18 protein-coding genes and 3 tRNA genes are annotated in these 15,052 nt (G+C 52.3%); 9 read left to right on the forward strand and 12 right to left on the reverse strand.

Annotated elements, in window-relative coordinates; all coding sequences use genetic code 11:
* Positions 1-61: 61 nt before the first annotated feature.
* The 5 genes from AC22LX_RS21530 to AC22LX_RS21550 form a co-directional block, all read right to left on the reverse strand.
* Complete coding sequence (locus AC22LX_RS21530) at positions 62-553, reverse strand: YjjA family protein (RefSeq protein WP_015368407.1); 492 nt, start codon at positions 551-553, stop codon at positions 62-64.
* Positions 554-618: 65 nt separating this feature from the next.
* Positions 619-1,356 (reverse strand): replicative helicase loader DnaC, encoded by a 738-nt coding sequence (gene dnaC / locus AC22LX_RS21535; RefSeq protein WP_026612409.1) that lies wholly within the window; start codon positions 1,354-1,356, stop codon positions 619-621.
* A gap of 2 nt (positions 1,357-1,358) precedes the next feature.
* A complete protein-coding gene (gene dnaT, locus AC22LX_RS21540) occupies positions 1,359-1,898 on the reverse strand; it encodes a primosomal protein DnaT (RefSeq protein WP_487334209.1) in 540 nt (179 codons plus the stop codon).
* A gap of 85 nt (positions 1,899-1,983) precedes the next feature.
* Positions 1,984-2,457 (reverse strand): threonine/serine exporter, encoded by a 474-nt coding sequence (locus AC22LX_RS21545; protein ID WP_045395512.1) that lies wholly within the window; start codon positions 2,455-2,457, stop codon positions 1,984-1,986.
* Complete coding sequence (locus AC22LX_RS21550) at positions 2,448-3,224, reverse strand: threonine/serine exporter family protein (RefSeq protein WP_047043890.1); 777 nt, start codon at positions 3,222-3,224, stop codon at positions 2,448-2,450. Before AC22LX_RS21550 ends, AC22LX_RS21545 begins: the two co-directional genes overlap by 10 nt.
* 270 nt (positions 3,225-3,494) lie before the next feature.
* Between AC22LX_RS21550 and pobA the strand changes: the two genes are divergently transcribed.
* The 4 genes from pobA to bglJ all read left to right on the forward strand — a co-directional run bounded on the left by pobA (position 3,495) and on the right by bglJ (position 7,195).
* A complete protein-coding gene (pobA, locus tag AC22LX_RS21555) occupies positions 3,495-4,679 on the forward strand; it encodes a 4-hydroxybenzoate 3-monooxygenase (RefSeq protein WP_487334210.1) in 1,185 nt (394 codons plus the stop codon).
* 24 nt (positions 4,680-4,703) lie between these two features.
* Positions 4,704-5,573 carry a helix-turn-helix domain-containing protein gene (locus AC22LX_RS21560; protein ID WP_045395518.1) on the forward strand — a complete coding sequence of 290 codons (870 nt, stop codon included), beginning with the start codon at positions 4,704-4,706 and terminating at the stop codon, positions 5,571-5,573.
* A gap of 258 nt (positions 5,574-5,831) precedes the next feature.
* On the forward strand, positions 5,832-6,554 hold the full coding sequence (locus AC22LX_RS21565; protein ID WP_047043894.1) for a helix-turn-helix domain-containing protein: 723 nt from the start codon (positions 5,832-5,834) through the stop codon (positions 6,552-6,554).
* Positions 6,515-7,195, forward strand: a complete 681-nt coding sequence (gene bglJ / locus AC22LX_RS21570; protein ID WP_045395522.1) for a DNA-binding transcriptional activator BglJ — start codon at positions 6,515-6,517, stop codon at positions 7,193-7,195. The genes AC22LX_RS21565 and bglJ overlap by 40 nt, the downstream gene beginning before the upstream one ends.
* Positions 7,196-7,203: 8 nt before the next feature.
* Here bglJ and AC22LX_RS21575 read toward each other — a convergent pair whose 3' ends face one another.
* Positions 7,204-7,662 (reverse strand): YbaK/EbsC family protein, encoded by a 459-nt coding sequence (locus AC22LX_RS21575; RefSeq protein WP_045395524.1) that lies wholly within the window; start codon positions 7,660-7,662, stop codon positions 7,204-7,206.
* Between the two features lie 336 nt (positions 7,663-7,998).
* Between AC22LX_RS21575 and AC22LX_RS21580 the strand changes: the two genes are divergently transcribed.
* On the forward strand, positions 7,999-9,342 hold the full coding sequence (locus AC22LX_RS21580; protein ID WP_487334211.1) for a PTS sugar transporter subunit IIC: 1,344 nt from the start codon (positions 7,999-8,001) through the stop codon (positions 9,340-9,342).
* A 37-nt stretch (positions 9,343-9,379) separates the two neighbouring features.
* Here AC22LX_RS21580 and fhuF read toward each other — a convergent pair whose 3' ends face one another.
* Positions 9,380-10,168, reverse strand: a complete 789-nt coding sequence (fhuF, locus tag AC22LX_RS21585; RefSeq protein ID WP_487334212.1) for a siderophore-iron reductase FhuF — start codon at positions 10,166-10,168, stop codon at positions 9,380-9,382.
* A 112-nt stretch (positions 10,169-10,280) separates the two neighbouring features.
* Positions 10,281-11,327 (reverse strand): GGDEF domain-containing protein, encoded by a 1,047-nt coding sequence (locus AC22LX_RS21590; RefSeq protein WP_045395530.1) that lies wholly within the window; start codon positions 11,325-11,327, stop codon positions 10,281-10,283.
* Positions 11,328-11,592: 265 nt separating this feature from the next.
* On the opposite strand from AC22LX_RS21590, the gene AC22LX_RS21595 reads away from it, so the two are divergent.
* Positions 11,593-11,832 carry a DUF1435 domain-containing protein gene (locus AC22LX_RS21595; protein ID WP_045395533.1) on the forward strand — a complete coding sequence of 80 codons (240 nt, stop codon included), beginning with the start codon at positions 11,593-11,595 and terminating at the stop codon, positions 11,830-11,832.
* Positions 11,833-11,853: 21 nt separating this feature from the next.
* Here the strand turns inward: AC22LX_RS21595 and AC22LX_RS21600 are convergent.
* From AC22LX_RS21600 to rsmC, 4 genes are all read right to left on the reverse strand, one after another.
* A tRNA-Leu gene (locus AC22LX_RS21600) sits at positions 11,854-11,940 on the reverse strand.
* Between the two features lie 29 nt (positions 11,941-11,969).
* Positions 11,970-12,056, reverse strand: a tRNA-Leu gene (locus AC22LX_RS21605).
* A 28-nt stretch (positions 12,057-12,084) separates the two neighbouring features.
* Positions 12,085-12,171: transfer RNA gene (locus tag AC22LX_RS21610), tRNA-Leu, on the reverse strand.
* A 172-nt stretch (positions 12,172-12,343) separates the two neighbouring features.
* A complete protein-coding gene (gene rsmC, locus AC22LX_RS21615) occupies positions 12,344-13,372 on the reverse strand; it encodes a 16S rRNA (guanine(1207)-N(2))-methyltransferase RsmC (RefSeq protein WP_045395931.1) in 1,029 nt (342 codons plus the stop codon).
* A 102-nt stretch (positions 13,373-13,474) separates the two neighbouring features.
* On the opposite strand from rsmC, the gene AC22LX_RS21620 reads away from it, so the two are divergent.
* From AC22LX_RS21620 to yjjG, 3 genes are read left to right on the forward strand one after another with little or no spacing between them, the layout of a single operon-like run.
* Positions 13,475-13,888: a DNA polymerase III subunit psi gene (locus AC22LX_RS21620; RefSeq protein WP_045395927.1), complete on the forward strand. Its 414-nt coding sequence runs from the start codon at positions 13,475-13,477 to the stop codon at positions 13,886-13,888.
* Positions 13,857-14,303, forward strand: coding sequence for a ribosomal protein S18-alanine N-acetyltransferase (gene rimI / locus AC22LX_RS21625; protein WP_015368389.1), 447 nt, complete (start codon positions 13,857-13,859; stop codon positions 14,301-14,303). Before AC22LX_RS21620 ends, rimI begins: the two co-directional genes overlap by 32 nt.
* A gap of 14 nt (positions 14,304-14,317) precedes the next feature.
* Positions 14,318-14,995, forward strand: coding sequence for a pyrimidine 5'-nucleotidase (yjjG, locus tag AC22LX_RS21630; RefSeq protein ID WP_045395924.1), 678 nt, complete (start codon positions 14,318-14,320; stop codon positions 14,993-14,995).
* Positions 14,996-15,052: the final 57 nt, after the last annotated feature.

Genomic DNA, 15,052 nt, shown 5'->3' on the forward strand with positions numbered 1-15,052 from the left:
AATAGCGATTGCGGCCGCGCTGGCAACGCTAAAGCTCCAAACGCGGCATCGGCGGGGAAATTTAAGACAGGAAATTAACGCCCTGTTTCAGCACCAGGTCACAGGCCTTGGTCTTCACTTTTTCAGCCAGCGGGCTGCTGCCGAGGGTGTTGAGATTCAACTGCTGGCCGTTATTGCTGCTCAGCAATCCCTGTAGCCCTTCCAGATAACCGGTATCTTGTTTCTGTTTCTCCGGCGTGCTCAGGCCAAGCTTATCCAGTACCTGGTTTTTCACGTTGTCGGCGTTGGTGACCGAGGTCAGTTTTTTTTGTGCGCAGTAAGAGAGAACGCCGGCGGCATTGTTCATGCTGCTGGAGGTGAGCGCCTGGTTGCCGCCATTGAGCAGGCTGGTTAAGGACGACATAGACATACCGCCGCCGCTCTGTTGGGAACTGCTGCTGAGCTGGCTGGCGGCGCTATTGAGTGAGTCCTGCCAGGAGGCGGCGTAGGTGGGGGCCGCCATCAACGCGCCGGCTGCGATAGCGGCGCAAAAAGCTGTCTGCAAAGATTTCATAAACGTACTCTTCGTCGTTACTTAAGAATCTCTTCAGTATAACGCCGCTTGAGCTCGGAAATCTCTCAATACTCTTTACCGGTAACGCGATCGCGGTAGCTATCCCAGGTGAAGTTCACCCACAGGCTATTGCCGAGGCGCATGCGATCCATGACGCGTTCGCCGAGCAGTTTGTTCATTTCGTCCATCGTACTGTTGGTCAGCATGCCGGTTGGGCGTTTCGAGGAGGAGCGACGATCGACAATCTGGTTGATTATCACTTTCTCGTAGCGCGATTCCGTTTGCATACCGATTTCGTCGATAACCAGCAGATCGACCCGGCTCAGGTCGCTTAGCAGTTGCTCTTCGCTGGTTTCCCGATTACCGAAGGTATCTTTCATTGCCGACATAATATCGGCGACGGTGATGATTAATACTGATTTACCGCGCAGCAGCAGCTCGTTGCAGATAGCGGCGGCAAGATGATTTTTACCGGTGCCCGGCTTGCCGGAGAAGATGAAGCTCGCGATGTTGCCGTCAAACTCTTCAACGTACTGACGAGCGCGGGACAAGGCGATCATCTGTCCGTCGTTTTCGACGCGGTAATTATCGAATGAACAATTTTGATGTAAGGGGCGGATCCCGGAGCGGTTAAAGGTGCGCTGCATTTTCATCGCCCGGTTTTCCCGCTCCAGCGCCTCCGAACGCAGCTTGCCTTGTTCTTTTTGCCAGGCCAACAGCTCTTCGCCGGTTTTAAACGCCGGTTGCACGTGGGCTGGCATCATTTTTTGCAGGCGCTTCATAAGATCGCCAACGTTTTTCATGCTCATCCTCGGAAACCTCGCGGGATCTGGTTATCGGGTTCGCTAATGGCGTTTACGTCGCGCTTCGGCTGCCCGCCGTTGCTGGCACGGCCAATTTGCACGCTACGCGCCAGCTTTTGCTGCCACTGCACGTGGTGGAAAACTTTGCCTTCCGCCTGCCAGTAGGCGACGAAGGCGGCCAGTTCTTCCGGGGTGACCGGCTGCGTCAGGGCGATGCCCCATAACGCCGCCAGACGTTGAAAATCGGCATCCGGCTGCCAGCCGGCATACATGGCGAATTTACCCATCGGCACGGCGACGGGCGCGGCGTTCGGCTCGTCAAAGAACTGCGCATCCAGCGTGATATCGCTGGTGGGGCGCGCCAGTTTCGCTTCCAGCTCCAGCAGCTGCGCCAGGCGCTCCGGCGTCAGCGCGTAAAACGCCGGGGCGTTATTGGCAAACACGGCGACGGCGCCGCTGGCTGATTTTTGCAGCCTGGCCGCGTGGTTCTCGACGAAATCGTCAAGACCGCAAAAGTCGGTGGTTAAAATTCGTGAAGACATAACGCTATCTCAACTCTGAACAGCAAAGAGTGGGGGAATTGCTGACATAGTAGCATAGTGCGAGGCCAGGAAGCAGCGCTGCCGGTTACACGCGCGGGCGTTTGCGGTACAGCCACAGCCCAGGGATAGAAAGCCCGATAGAGAGCGCCCCGACGATGGAGGAGGCTTTTAAAAAATTGCTCAGCAGCATAATCATCATCTCCTCGGAATAACCAAAATGGCTAATTTTGACGGCCGAGATCATCGCCGTATAGGCCGAAATCCCGGGGAACATCGGGATCACCGCGGCGACGGTAAAAATCTTCGGGTGCGCCAGATACCAGCGCGACCACTGAATGCCGATACTGCCGACCAGTAACGCGGCGAGAAAGGTGGCCCATTCAATGTTGAAGCCTGCGCTCATCATTACCATCCGCGAGCCGTGGCCGATAGCGCCCAGTAATGCGCACCAGCGCAGCGCGCGCTGTGGGACGTTGAACACCATCGCGAAACCGACAGCAGGGATGGCTGCCAGCGCCATATCCTGCGCCAGGTCGAAAAGAAAAGAGATTATGCCCATCCGCGTAGCCCCCACACGGTCATTGCCATCACCACCCCGATACAGGTCGCCAGCGTCAGCAGGCTGGCGATCGCCCAGCGGGCCAGCCCGGTATTGATATGGCCCTTGAACATATCGGCGACGGCGTTAATTAACGGAAAGCCGGGAACCAGCAACAGCACGCTGGCGGCCATGGCGATAGTCGGCGTGTCGCTAAATGCCGGCAGGCGCAGCATCAGCCCGGAAATCGTGGTGGCGACGAAGGCGGTAATGCAGAAATTAATCTGCGGATGCATGGAGCGATGGGTCAGCAACTGGCGAATATACATGGCGACGGTGCTGGCAAAGAAGGTGACCACCGCGCCATCCCAACCACCGTTGTTCAATTTACAAAAGCAGGCGCAGGAAAGGCCAACCATCAACACCAGCAGCCAACGCGGGTAGCGTAGGGGTTTAATTTGCGCGAAGCGCTTCTCGACGTCTTTATAATCCAGCAGCTTATGTTCGGCCATGATCACGATATGCTGTACCTCCGTCACCACGTGCATGTTAATTCCGCGATCGCTGTTTTTGCGCGTGGACGTCAGGCATTCACCATCTTTAATCGTCGTTAGCACAATCGCGTTAGAAGAGATGGCGCTCTCAACGCTATCCATGCCTAATGCCCGCCCAAGGCGGGTAGAAAGCTCTTCCACCAGCGCGCTTTCCGCACCGTGCTGGAGTAAATAAAGGGCACACTGAATACACAGCCGGGTGATGGCGCGCTGTTCTGATTTATCTACCTGCATAAGTACCTGCTGTCCGCGTCTCTATTGATACTTTTACCTGAACTCCATCCCGTTGTGCGGCGTGCGGGATCAAACAATGTGCAAAAATTGCTCCATCAATGGTGTTGGCTGAAATTTGAACCGCGCCACACTTTCGTCACTTCGTTGGAAAGTGCAATTTTTACCGCCATTCATCCCTTCTTTTTCCCGTTTGAGTTATCAAAAATGCATCTGTGAACTTTTAATAAACAAAAAACAAACAAATAATTAACTTTCGAGAGCGAGTACCCTATGAGAACACAGGTTGCCATTATTGGCGCGGGCCCGTCGGGGCTGCTGTTGGGCCAACTGCTGAATAACGCTGGTATTCATACCGTTATCCTTGAGCGTCAGAGTGCGGAATATGTGCTGGGGCGCATCCGCGCCGGGATACTGGAAAATGGTACCGTCGAGCTACTGCGCGAAGCAGGGGTGGCAAAGCGAATGGACGCGGAAGGGCTGGTTCATCATGGCGTAGAGTTTTTATTTGAAGGCCAACGAGTGCCGGTACCGCTCAGCGAGTTGACCGGCGGTAAAAGCGTGATGGTCTATGGTCAGACCGAAGTCACCCGTGACCTGATGGCGGCAAGACGCGACAGCGGCGCGCCGATTATTTATGGCGTTAGCGAGGTTGCACTCGAAGATGTTAAAAGCGATCGGCCGGTAGTCTCATACGTAAGCGGCGGCGAAAAATGTCGCCTGGAGTGCGATTTTATTGCAGGTTGCGATGGCTTCCACGGCGTTTCGCGGCAAACCATTCCACGTGACATTCTCAAAGAGTATGAAAGCGTGTGGCCGTTTGGTTGGTTAGGTTTGCTGGCGGATACGCCGCCGGTGAATCCGGAACTGATTTACGCCCATCATGAACGCGGGTTTGTATTGTGTAGTCAGCGCTCACTCACCCGTAGCCGCTATTACCTGCAGGTGCCGCTAAGCGATAGTGTCTCGGCGTGGTCTGATGAACGCTTCTGGGATGAGCTAAAACGCCGTTTGCCGGAGGATCTGGCAAATAAGTTAGTAACTGGTCACTCACTTGAGAAAAGTATTGCGCCGCTGCGCAGTTACGTCGTTGAGCCGATGCAGTACGGCAGACTGTTTCTGGTCGGCGATGCCGCGCATATCGTGCCGCCAACCGGCGCAAAGGGGCTGAATCTGGCGGCGTCGGATGTCAATTATTTATGGCGGATCCTGCGCGGATATTATCACCATGGCCGCGAGGACCTGATCGCCAGCTATTCACGCTTTGCTCTCGACCGCGTGTGGAAAGGAGAAAGATTCAGCTGGTTTATGACTCGCCTGTTGCACGACTTTCCTGAACAGAATGAATTCGATAAAAAAATGCAGGCCGCCGACCGCCGCTACTATCTGGGTTCTCGCGCTGGGCTAACGACCATTGCCGAAAACTATGTGGGGTTGCCGATGGAGCGCGTCACGTAACGACAAACGAAAACTGGAGAGACCATGTTAACCGCGAACACGATTCCCGTTTTTACCTTGTATGGCGAAGAGCGCGGTTGGCCGACGCCGGATCTGCTGCATTGCGAATCCATTTTGCAGCGCAGCAGCCTTTATGAGTGGCATATCCGCGTACATCAACATGCCGAAATGGTACAGCTGTTATATCTGCATAAGGGGCGTGCTGAAATTGAAATTGAAGGCGTCACCAGGGTGATGACCGAAGCCTGTATTCAGGTCGTGCCGGCATTATGCATCCACGGCTTTCGTTTCTCGCCCGGTACCCAAGGGTTTGTCCTGTCGCTGTCGCAGCCGTTGCTGAGCCGCTTTGAAAACCAGTTTGGGCGTACGCTTGATGTGCTATCGCAGCCGCAATGCGTTGCGGTGAAACGCTCCCGCGGCCATATTCGTTCACTGTTTACCGCCTTGCGTGAAGAGTATTGCGAGGAGCATGATGCGCGCGAAATGATGCTGCATTCGCTGCTGGGAGCACTATTGGTATGGTTAAATCGCCAGTGCCAGCCGACACCAATGACAGAGGACAAAGCAGAGCGTAAGCGCAGCGTCATGCGGCATTTTTCACGTCTGATTGAAAGCCACTATCGGGAACATCTGCCGCTGGCTGAATATGCAAGGCTAGTGGGGCTCTCCACAACGCATTTAAATTATTTGTGTCGTGAATTTCATGGCTGCAGCGCATTAGGCGTATTACATCAACGTTTAATGTTAGAAGCACGGCGTAACCTACAATATACCAGCATGACTATCACCCAACTTTCTGATTATTTAGGATTTACTGATGCTGCTTATTTTTCGAGATTCTTTAGGCGCTATAGCGGGATCTCACCGAAAGCATTTAGGAAAGAAATTAAATAAGTTATTTATTTAATTTTTAAGGTAATTTTACTAATGAGGGTTTTAATTTTTTCTAATTTATTGATGACATCATTTTGTGTTAGGGTAAATCGCTGGTGAGAGTAATGCTAATATATCTCTCATGGTTATGGAATGAAGTTCAGGGCATACGTCATGCCCGCCAGGGACGATAAAGATTCAATTGGCAAAATAATATTATTGTAGCCATTCATCCATTACTTATTTGGGTTTGAATCTTTGACAGGAGGTGGAGGTTTTATGTTGCCAGGACAAGGTAAGTTTGGCGTCATCATTAGTAGAATACCGGTTATGCAATCGGGTTTGAACGCTATTTTAAGGGAGCATCTCCCTGATTACGATTTGAGTTTCTGTGCTTCACAGGATGAACTCACGCTACTTCAGCTTCGGCGCGCCGTGCTGGTCCTCGTCGACCTCTCCGGTCACATTGAACACCCGCGAGATATTTGTGAGCATTATTATTCATTAATGAATCAATACCGGGACATTCACTGGATCTTTATGGTTGGTCACTCCTGCTTTCCACTGGCAGTTGAGTTTTTGATGCGGCCGGAAAGCTCTCTGATTTCTGATAGCGAGCCGGTTAAACGTTTCATCGAGGTCATCCGTGCTGGTAAAGCTTCTGCCGAAAGAATTAGTCAGACACTTTTTTCACCCGAGATGGACAACTTAGGTGATGATGCTAGTGATACGGTCATCTTAACCTTTTCAGAGCGTAAAGTTTTGCGGCTACTGGCAAAAGGGTGGGGAATTAACCAAATTGCTGCCTTGCTGAAAAAAAGCAATAAAACGATAAGCGCGCAGAAAAATAGCGCCATGCGCCGACTGTCGTTACGCAGTAATGCAGAAATGTATGCCTGGATCAATAGCGCTCAAGGAATGAAGGAACTGAATCTGTATTCAGCCTATGGAGATAACACGGAATGGAAAAAAATCTCACAACACGATGTGTCGCTATCGTAGAAAAATGCGCAATGACTGAAATGGCGCTTCGTTATATTTTAGATAACGAAGCAGGTAAAAAATATAGCATTCATTTTTATAAAAATACTCAGGCCTTAAAGCGTGAATTCGCTTCCAAAAACTTTATCGCCGTTATCTTTTCCCTTTCCGGTAGTCGACGTATTCGTCTGGAAAGCCTGCTTTTTTTACATGAAATAGCGCAAACACGCCCCGAAATACAGCGAATTGTACTGGCGGATAATACTGCGGAAATGCGTCTGATCAGTCATCTGACACCTTCAAGCCCGCAAACTATTTTGAATAAATCATCTTGTCTTACTCGTTTGCAGGAGCGTTTACTGCAGCTGATCGAGCAGGCGCCGCTGGATAAAGAAAGCATTCTGGAGCGTAGCAATAGCTCCTGCGGGCAAATTCTTAGCCCGACGGAGCATACGATACTTCGTTATATGACCTATGGTTATTCGTTGCCCGAAATCGCTACCCAGCTTGATAGAAATATCAAAACTATTCGCGCGCATAAATTTAACGCGATGACCAAACTGGGCGTTAACTCTGATATTGGCCTGCTCAGCGCGGCGGACATTCTGCTGTGTCTGCCGGCGAATAACGACGATGGGCAGGGAATGTGCCTGGCGCAATAACTGGCAATTTACAGACAGACGTCAACCCAGTCGGCTTCTGTCAGTTGTGCCATGCGCTCAGGCGAAATTCGTACCGCGCTATGAATGGCACCTGCTGCCGGTAGAACCTCGGCATACTGCTTGAGTGAAACATCACAATAGACCGGCAGAGGGTTTTCCAGGCCAAACGGACAGACGCCGCCGACGGGGTGGCCGGTTAGCGTAACAACTTCATCACTGCTGAGCATCCGCGCTTTTGCGCCGAAGGCGTCTTTCAGCTTCTTGTTATCAAGGCGAGCATCGCCTTTAGCGACGATCAATATAACCCGATCTTTTACCTTTAAAGATAAAGTCTTAGCGATTTGCCCCGGCTCGACACGATGCGCGGCGGCGGCAAGCGCAACGGTCGCCGTACTTTGATTCAACTCGATGATTTCAATATCGGGGGCATGTTCAGCAAAAAACTGCCTCACGGACTGCAGACTCATGGGGTTCTCCTGGTAGTTATCCGCTTAAATCTGTCACAAGGCCGGAAATCTGTAAATATTGTCGATGGATAATCAGGAATTATTCCGATTTCTGGATCTTCTTCACAATCGCCGCAACCGGTTACTGTAACCGGTTGCAGGATCGCGCTCGTCGATGAATACTGACAGGGTAACTCCCTGTTCCAAAGATAACTAACAGCCGCGCATGAGATGTTCCTGCTGACAATATGGCGACCTGACATCCCGGTCAGCCACAATCCGTAGGCAGTTAATTTCAGCATAGCGGCAAGATTACCGTTGTTGGGCCTGTTTCGATAGCCTGTCAGGAGGGCTGCTATGTCTGCAAACCATGCTGCGTTTAATCTGATATTTCGCTTTGTAGAGAACTATATAAGTCCCGTTGCCGGGCGCATTTCTTCGCAGCGCCACGTCATGGCTATTCGTGACGGATTTATCTCGGCCATGCCGTTTATGATCGTAGGTTCCTTTCTCTTAGTCTTCGCTTATCCGCCTTTTTCACCGGACACCACCTGGGGCTTCGCCCGTGCCTGGTTGGATTTAGCCAAAGAGTTCGAAGGACGCATTCTGACGCCTTTTGATATGACCATGGGCATCATGTCCATTTATATCTGCGCGGCAATTTCCTACAACCTGGGCAAACATTATGAAAAGGCGCACCAGCTCGATCCTTTCATGTGCGCCATGCTGTCGATCATGGCGTTCCTGCTGATCGCTGCGCCAAAAACCAATGGTAATCTGCCGGTTGATAGTTTGGGAGGCACCGGGATCTTTACCGCGATCCTGGTGGCGATTTACTGTGTAGAGATGATGCGTTTCTTAAAGGCGCACAACATCGGGATCCGTCTGCCGGATCAGGTGCCGCCGATGATCAAAAACTCATTTGATCTGTTGATCCCAGTTCTGGTGGTGGTACTGACGCTTTATCCGCTGAGCTTGTTTATCCAACATCATTTCGACATGCTGATCCCGCAGGCAATCATGGCTATCTTTAAGCCATTGGTCTCTGCCGCAGATTCATTACCGGCTATTTTACTGGCGGTTTTGATTGGCCACCTGCTATGGTTTGCCGGGATTCACGGGGCGGCGATAGTCTCCGGTATGCTGCAGATGTTCTGGCTCACTAATCTGGGGATGAACCAGCAAGCACTGGCGCAGGGCGCACCGCTGCCGCATATTTTTATGGAAGCGTTCTGGACGTTCTTTATTGTCGTTGGCGGTTCCGGCGCCACGATGGGGCTGGTGTTCTGTTATTTGCGCAGTCGTTCTGCGCATTTGCGCTCGATAGGTCGTTTAAGCGTGGTGCCAAGCCTGTTTAACATTAACGAACCGGTTATCTTCGGCACGCCCATCGTCATGAACCCGGTATTCTTTATTCCGTTCCTGTTGGCGCCGATGGTTAACGCAGTCATTGCCTGGGCGGCCATGAAGTTAGATCTGATCGGCCGTGTTATCTCCGTTGTGCCGTGGACGGCGCCGGCGCCGATTGGCGGCGCATGGGCTTTGGGATGGGATTTCCGTGCGGCGATCCTGGTCGTTATTCTCGCTTGCGTGTCGGCTATCATCTACTTCCCGTTTTTTAAGGTGTACGAAAAGCAGCTGCTGGCGCAGGAAGCTGAAGAGGCGCAGCTCGCGGCGCAGGAGAACGAGCAGACCGCGTAAAATAACAACGGGCGGCATATTGCCGCCCGTCAGATGATTACTTTAACGTGCAGTCGCCGCATTGCTGAGCGTCCGGCAGGCGATAACGCTGACAGCAAGTTCGGCGTACCAGTAGACCTTCACGCAAGACCACCGTTCGCCACAGCGGGTTATCCTCGCCACTGGTCTGCTGCTTTGCAAAAAAACAGTGTTGACGTAACGCGTTCACCCGCTCGTCGCCAAGCAGTTTTTTCATTTCACCGAGATACCAGTTAATCAGATAGCCGGTATTGCTCCAGATAAGCTTACCGTTAATGTCGCCGGTCGCTTCCAGCGCTTCCACCACCGGTTTCAGCGCTTTATTGACCAACATATCCATACGCGCTTGTGCGGAAAGCGTCAACGCATCATGGTTGGCATGCACGTCAATCCAGAAGCAGGCCGCGCGCCCGCTTTCATGGAATTCAACGCGGAAATGCTCCGGTTCAAGGCTAATAGCCTGTTCTTCAGTGAGTAACGCCAGCATCAGCGGCGGCACCAGCAGGCCGATATACCACTGCGCCCACAGTGAAAGCAGGGGTTTTTGTTCGCGCGGCTGGCTGGGTTGGTGACGGTAAATATGGTCGGAATAGGTGGCCAGCAGCGAAGTAAGGGTAGTAGGTTGCGACCATTGCGCGAGGGTTAGGGCACGCGGCGGCGCTTCTTCATCCAGACGCAGGAAATCCAGCAGATGCGGGCGTACCGCCACGATCTTTTCCCGTACCGCATTCGCCAATGCATGCTCGACGGGCGCAAGCGGCGCACGCCAGATGATTTCATCGCTGAAGGAGAAGGTACGGTAAGCCATCAGATTTCCAGATACAAATCTAAATGATAATGATTGCTGATACTAGTTGTTCGTTGCAGGGAGCGCAAGCGATTTGTCAGCGCCGCATATCCCTCGCGGCGGGCTGGAGGGGTTAGTTGACGAGAATGATATTACGCCCCTGGTTTTTGGCTTCATATAGCGCGCTATCGGCGCGTTTTATCGCACTGTCGATATCGCCATTCACCAACGGGGTCATACCGATACTGATGGTGACATTGGTGGCGACGCTTTCATTAAAACGGTGTGCGATTTTTAAATCGTAAACCCGCTGGCGAATACGCTCTGCTGTCTGGAATGCGGTTTCCGCCGTGCTACTGGTCAGTACCACCATAAACTCTTCACCGCCAAAGCGAGCGACGATATCGCGCGAGCGCACGGAATTACGAATCGCCGCCGATACCTGAATTAGCGCCTGGTCGCCCATCATATGGCCATAGTTATCGTTGTAGGCTTTGAAGTGATCAATATCCAACAGCAGGATGAAATGTTCGCGCGAATCCACTGTCAGGATGTTATCCAGCCGGTTTTGCAGGCCACGACGGTTATACAGGCCGGTCAATGGATCAAGCATACTGAGATCGTTCAGGGTGTTACGCTCTTGCAGCAGTTTATCCATTAGCCCTTGGGTAAAATTATCGCTGCGCTTTTGCATAATGTTCTGCAACGTAATTCCGGCAACCGGCAGGACAAAGCAGTAAAACATCCGCATCCATTGTTCTCCGCCAGCCAGCGCCAGACACACAATAAAAGTGGGTAGGGAATGTAGAGTAAAGGCAATGATATTGTTAGAAAAAGCGATAGTTCCAATAAACAGAATGCTTAATAAGGCGATAACCAGGAAGTTAAAATGCGGTGGCGGTAACAATGAGGCTTTTATTACGATGTGCCAGGCCCATAGCATGCCAAATAACAGAGAAATAACAGGAATATTTATTTTCTGTTGTGGGAATTTCCAATTCCATAACAAGAGGCCCAGGCTGGCCGCGCATATCAGCGCACACGGTAGCGTGACGGTGACAATGGTAAACAGCGGGCTGAGCAGCGACAGAGCGGCAGAAACACAATTAAGTAATAAAAAAAGTCGTAAGGAATACTGATATTTTTGCTCGTAATGAGCCCGCCAGGTTTGTGCAGTCATATTGGTACTATCATTATTAGTAGTTAAGTTTCAAGATGATGGCTGCCAAAGGGGAAAAATATAAAACAACACGTAATATAAGGCTATCTGCGCAAATGATCAGACAATTTAATATATAGATTTAATTTGCTTAATTTATCATCCCAATGAATGTATGTCATTACTCCTGAGTGCAAGAGTAATAAAAGTTAAACGGCTCGGCATGACAAATGATAAAAATTATCATATGATATTGGTTATCATTATCGTTGTGAGAGGCGAAACCATGTTGCAGCGAGCTTTAGGGAGTGGTTGGGGAATTCTGCTGCCGGGCGTACTGGTGATGGCGTTAGGCATAATTGGCCTGCCGGTAGAAGCCTGGCGCGTGATGATTGCTCTGGGATTACTACTATCGGCGGCAATGATCTGGCACCGTCAGTTGCGTCATTTCGTACTGTTGCCGTCAAGCGTAGCGCTGATCGGTGGAATGATGCTGATAATGTTGAATTTGAAGCTGATGGGATAAAACAGAGAAGGGTAAGAATATTGGTGCGAGGGGGGGGACTTGAACCCCCACGTCCGTAAGGACACTAACACCTGAAGCTAGCGCGTCTACCAATTCCGCCACCTTCGCACAGTATTCTTAATCTGATATCGCCTCGTTGGTGCGAGGGGGGGGACTTGAACCCCCACGTCCGTAAGAACACTAACACCTGAAGCTAGCGCGTCTACCAATTCCGCCACCTTCGCACAGTGCGAGCGATATCAACGTGGATTATGGTGCGAGGGGGGGGACTTGAACCCCCACGTCCGTAAGGACACTAACACCTGAAGCTAGCGCGTCTACCAATTCCGCCACCTTCGCATACCATCGACACTATAAAAGTATCGTTACCACGGAGGCGCATTCTAGTGGTTTTCGGCGACACGTCAATAGTTAATTATGCAGGTTTTCTCGATTGCTGCAAAAATGGGCTATTCAGAGCGTAGGGAAGTACCGGCGGCACGTCGAGCATGCCGCCGATGAGAAACGAAGATTATTTCTTCGCCTGGCGAGTCATCACCGTGCGGTAAACTTTGAAACGGCCGGTTTGGGCGATCACTTCATGAAAACCAAACGTCTCATCCAGCACCTGCGGATAGGGCAGGAAGGCGTTGGCCACGATACGCAGTTCGCCGCCGCTGTTCAGATGGCGGACCGCGCCGCGGATCAGCGCCTGCGCCGCTTCAAGGCTGGTTTGCAGGCCGTCGTGGAATGGCGGATTTGAGATGATCATGTCAAAACGGCCGTTGACCTCAGAGAAGACGTTGCTGGCAAAAACCTCGCCTTCAAAACCATTCGCGGCAAGCGTCGCGCGGCTGGCTTCGACCGCCGGAGCGCTGACGTCGCATAGCGTCAGGCGTACCTTCGGCGAATGGCTGGCCAGTACCGCGGCCAGCACCCCAGCGCCGCAGCCGACATCGAGCACTTTGCCTTTGGTATGCGGTTGTAGAGTCGACAGCAGCAGTTGGCTGCCAACATCAAGGCCGTCACGGCTGAACACGCCCGGCAGCGTTTTAATGGTCAGGTTATCGAGCGCGTACTCGTTCCAGTACTGTTCGGCGTTGAAGGAGGGCTGTTTTTCCAGACGGCCGTGGTAGAGACCGCAGCGGCGGGCGCTATCCACTTTATTCAGCGGCGCGTATTCGGCGAGCATTTGCTCGGCGCTACGCACGCCGCTGCGGTTTTCGCCGATCACGAAAATATCGATCCCCACCGGCAGCAGAGAGAGCAGGTTCATCAGCTGGAACTGCGCTTCCGGCTTGTTCTTCGGCCAGTAGTAGATCAGGGTGTCGCAATCGGCGACGTCGGCGGCCTCGGCTACTAAGCTAAAACGAACGTTATCGCCCATCTGGCGATTCAGGACCTGCCAGTGGTGGAATTGTTGGGTATGAGCGCGGCTGGCCGCGGTATCCAGACGTGCAGGCAGGTCATCCTGCAGGTCACCGGCAAACAGAACGCGGGCGGACTCGAAATCATCACTGTGGCGCAGCAAGACTTCACTTGCCGGGGTAAAAGCTGACATGAAACACTCCTTCAATAAGACTGGCGCCGATTATAGTAGTTTGTTGGCGCAGATACGACGGATTTGCTATATTGCGCGCTTGTTTAACAGGAGTGTTTCGCTATGACTTCCCGACGAGACTGGCAATTACAGCAACTGGGGATTACCCAGTGGTCGCTGCGTCGCCCAGGGGCGTTGCAGGGCGAAATCGCTATCTCGCTTCCTGAACATATTCGTCTGGTGATGGTGGCGGAAACCCCGCCGTCGCTGACTGAACCGCTAATTAGCGATATTCTGCGCGCGCTCTCGATTAATGCCGATCAGGTGCTGCAACTTACGCCGGACCGGGTAGCCATGCTGCCGCAAAATAGCCGCTGCAACAGCTGGCGACTGGGCTGCGAGACGCCGCTGTCGCTGGCGGGCGCCCAGGTCTCGACGCCCGTTTTTGATGAACTTCAGAGCAGCGTGCCGGCTCGCATCGCGCTCTGGCAACAAATCTGCGCACATGAACACGATTTCTACCCTCAGCACGGCTGATTTATCCAAAGCCTGGCAAATCGAAAAACGCGCCCACGCTTTTCCGTGGAGCGAACAAACCTTTGCCAGCAATCAGGGTGAACGTTATCTGAATTACCAACTAGCAGTTGATGGGGAAATGGCGGCCTTTGCCATCACCCAAATTGTCCTTGATGAAGCGACGCTTTTTAACATCGCCGTCGACCCCGCATACCAGCGCCGCGGCCTGGGACGGGAACTGCTGGAACATGTTATTGATGAAGTTGAAAAACTCGGCGTCGTTACGCTGTGGCTGGAGGTGCGGGCATCGAATGTCGCCGCCATCGCGCTCTACGAAAGCTTAGGCTTTAACGAGGCGACTATCCGCCGCAATTACTACCCTACGGCCGATGGGCGTGAGGACGCAATTATCATGGCTCTGCCAATCAGTATGTAAGACAAGGTGAAACGATGAAATGGGACTGGATTTTCTTTGATGCCGATGAAACGTTGTTTACGTTTGACTCTTTCAGCGGCTTACAGCGGATGTTTCTCGACTATAGCGTGACATTTACCGCCGAAGATTTTCAGGACTATCAGGCCGTTAATAAGCCGCTGTGGGTGGATTATCAAAACGGCGCCATCACCTCGCTACAATTACAGCATCAGCGTTTTGATAGCTGGGCGGAACGTTTGAACGTCCCCCCGGGAGAACTGAACGACGCTTTCATGAATGCGATGGCCGAAATCTGCGCGCCGCTGCCGGGCGCCGTATCGCTGCTGGATGCGCTGCAGGGCAAGGTAAAAATGGGCATCATCACCAACGGTTTTACCTCGTTGCAGCAGACTCGTCTGGAGCGTACCGGCCTGCGCGATCACTTTGATTTGCTGATTATTTCTGAGGAAGTCGGCGTCGCGAAGCCGGATGCGCGTATCTTCGATTATGCGCTGGCGCAGGCGGGTAATCCGTCGCGCGACAGGGTATTGATGGTCGGCGATACCGCCGAGTCGGATATCCGCGGCGGCGTCAATGCCGGGCTTGCTACCTGTTGGCTGAATGCGCACCAGCAAACGCTGCCGGCAGACCTGCAGCCCGACTGGACGGTGACCTCTTTAAGCGAACTGGAGCAACTCCTGTGTAAACACTAATTGCCTCCCCCCCATTGATGGGTAAAATAGCCGCAATTTTTCGTATTCCACATGCGC

It is taken from the genome of Klebsiella sp. PK01, assembly GCF_057624675.1.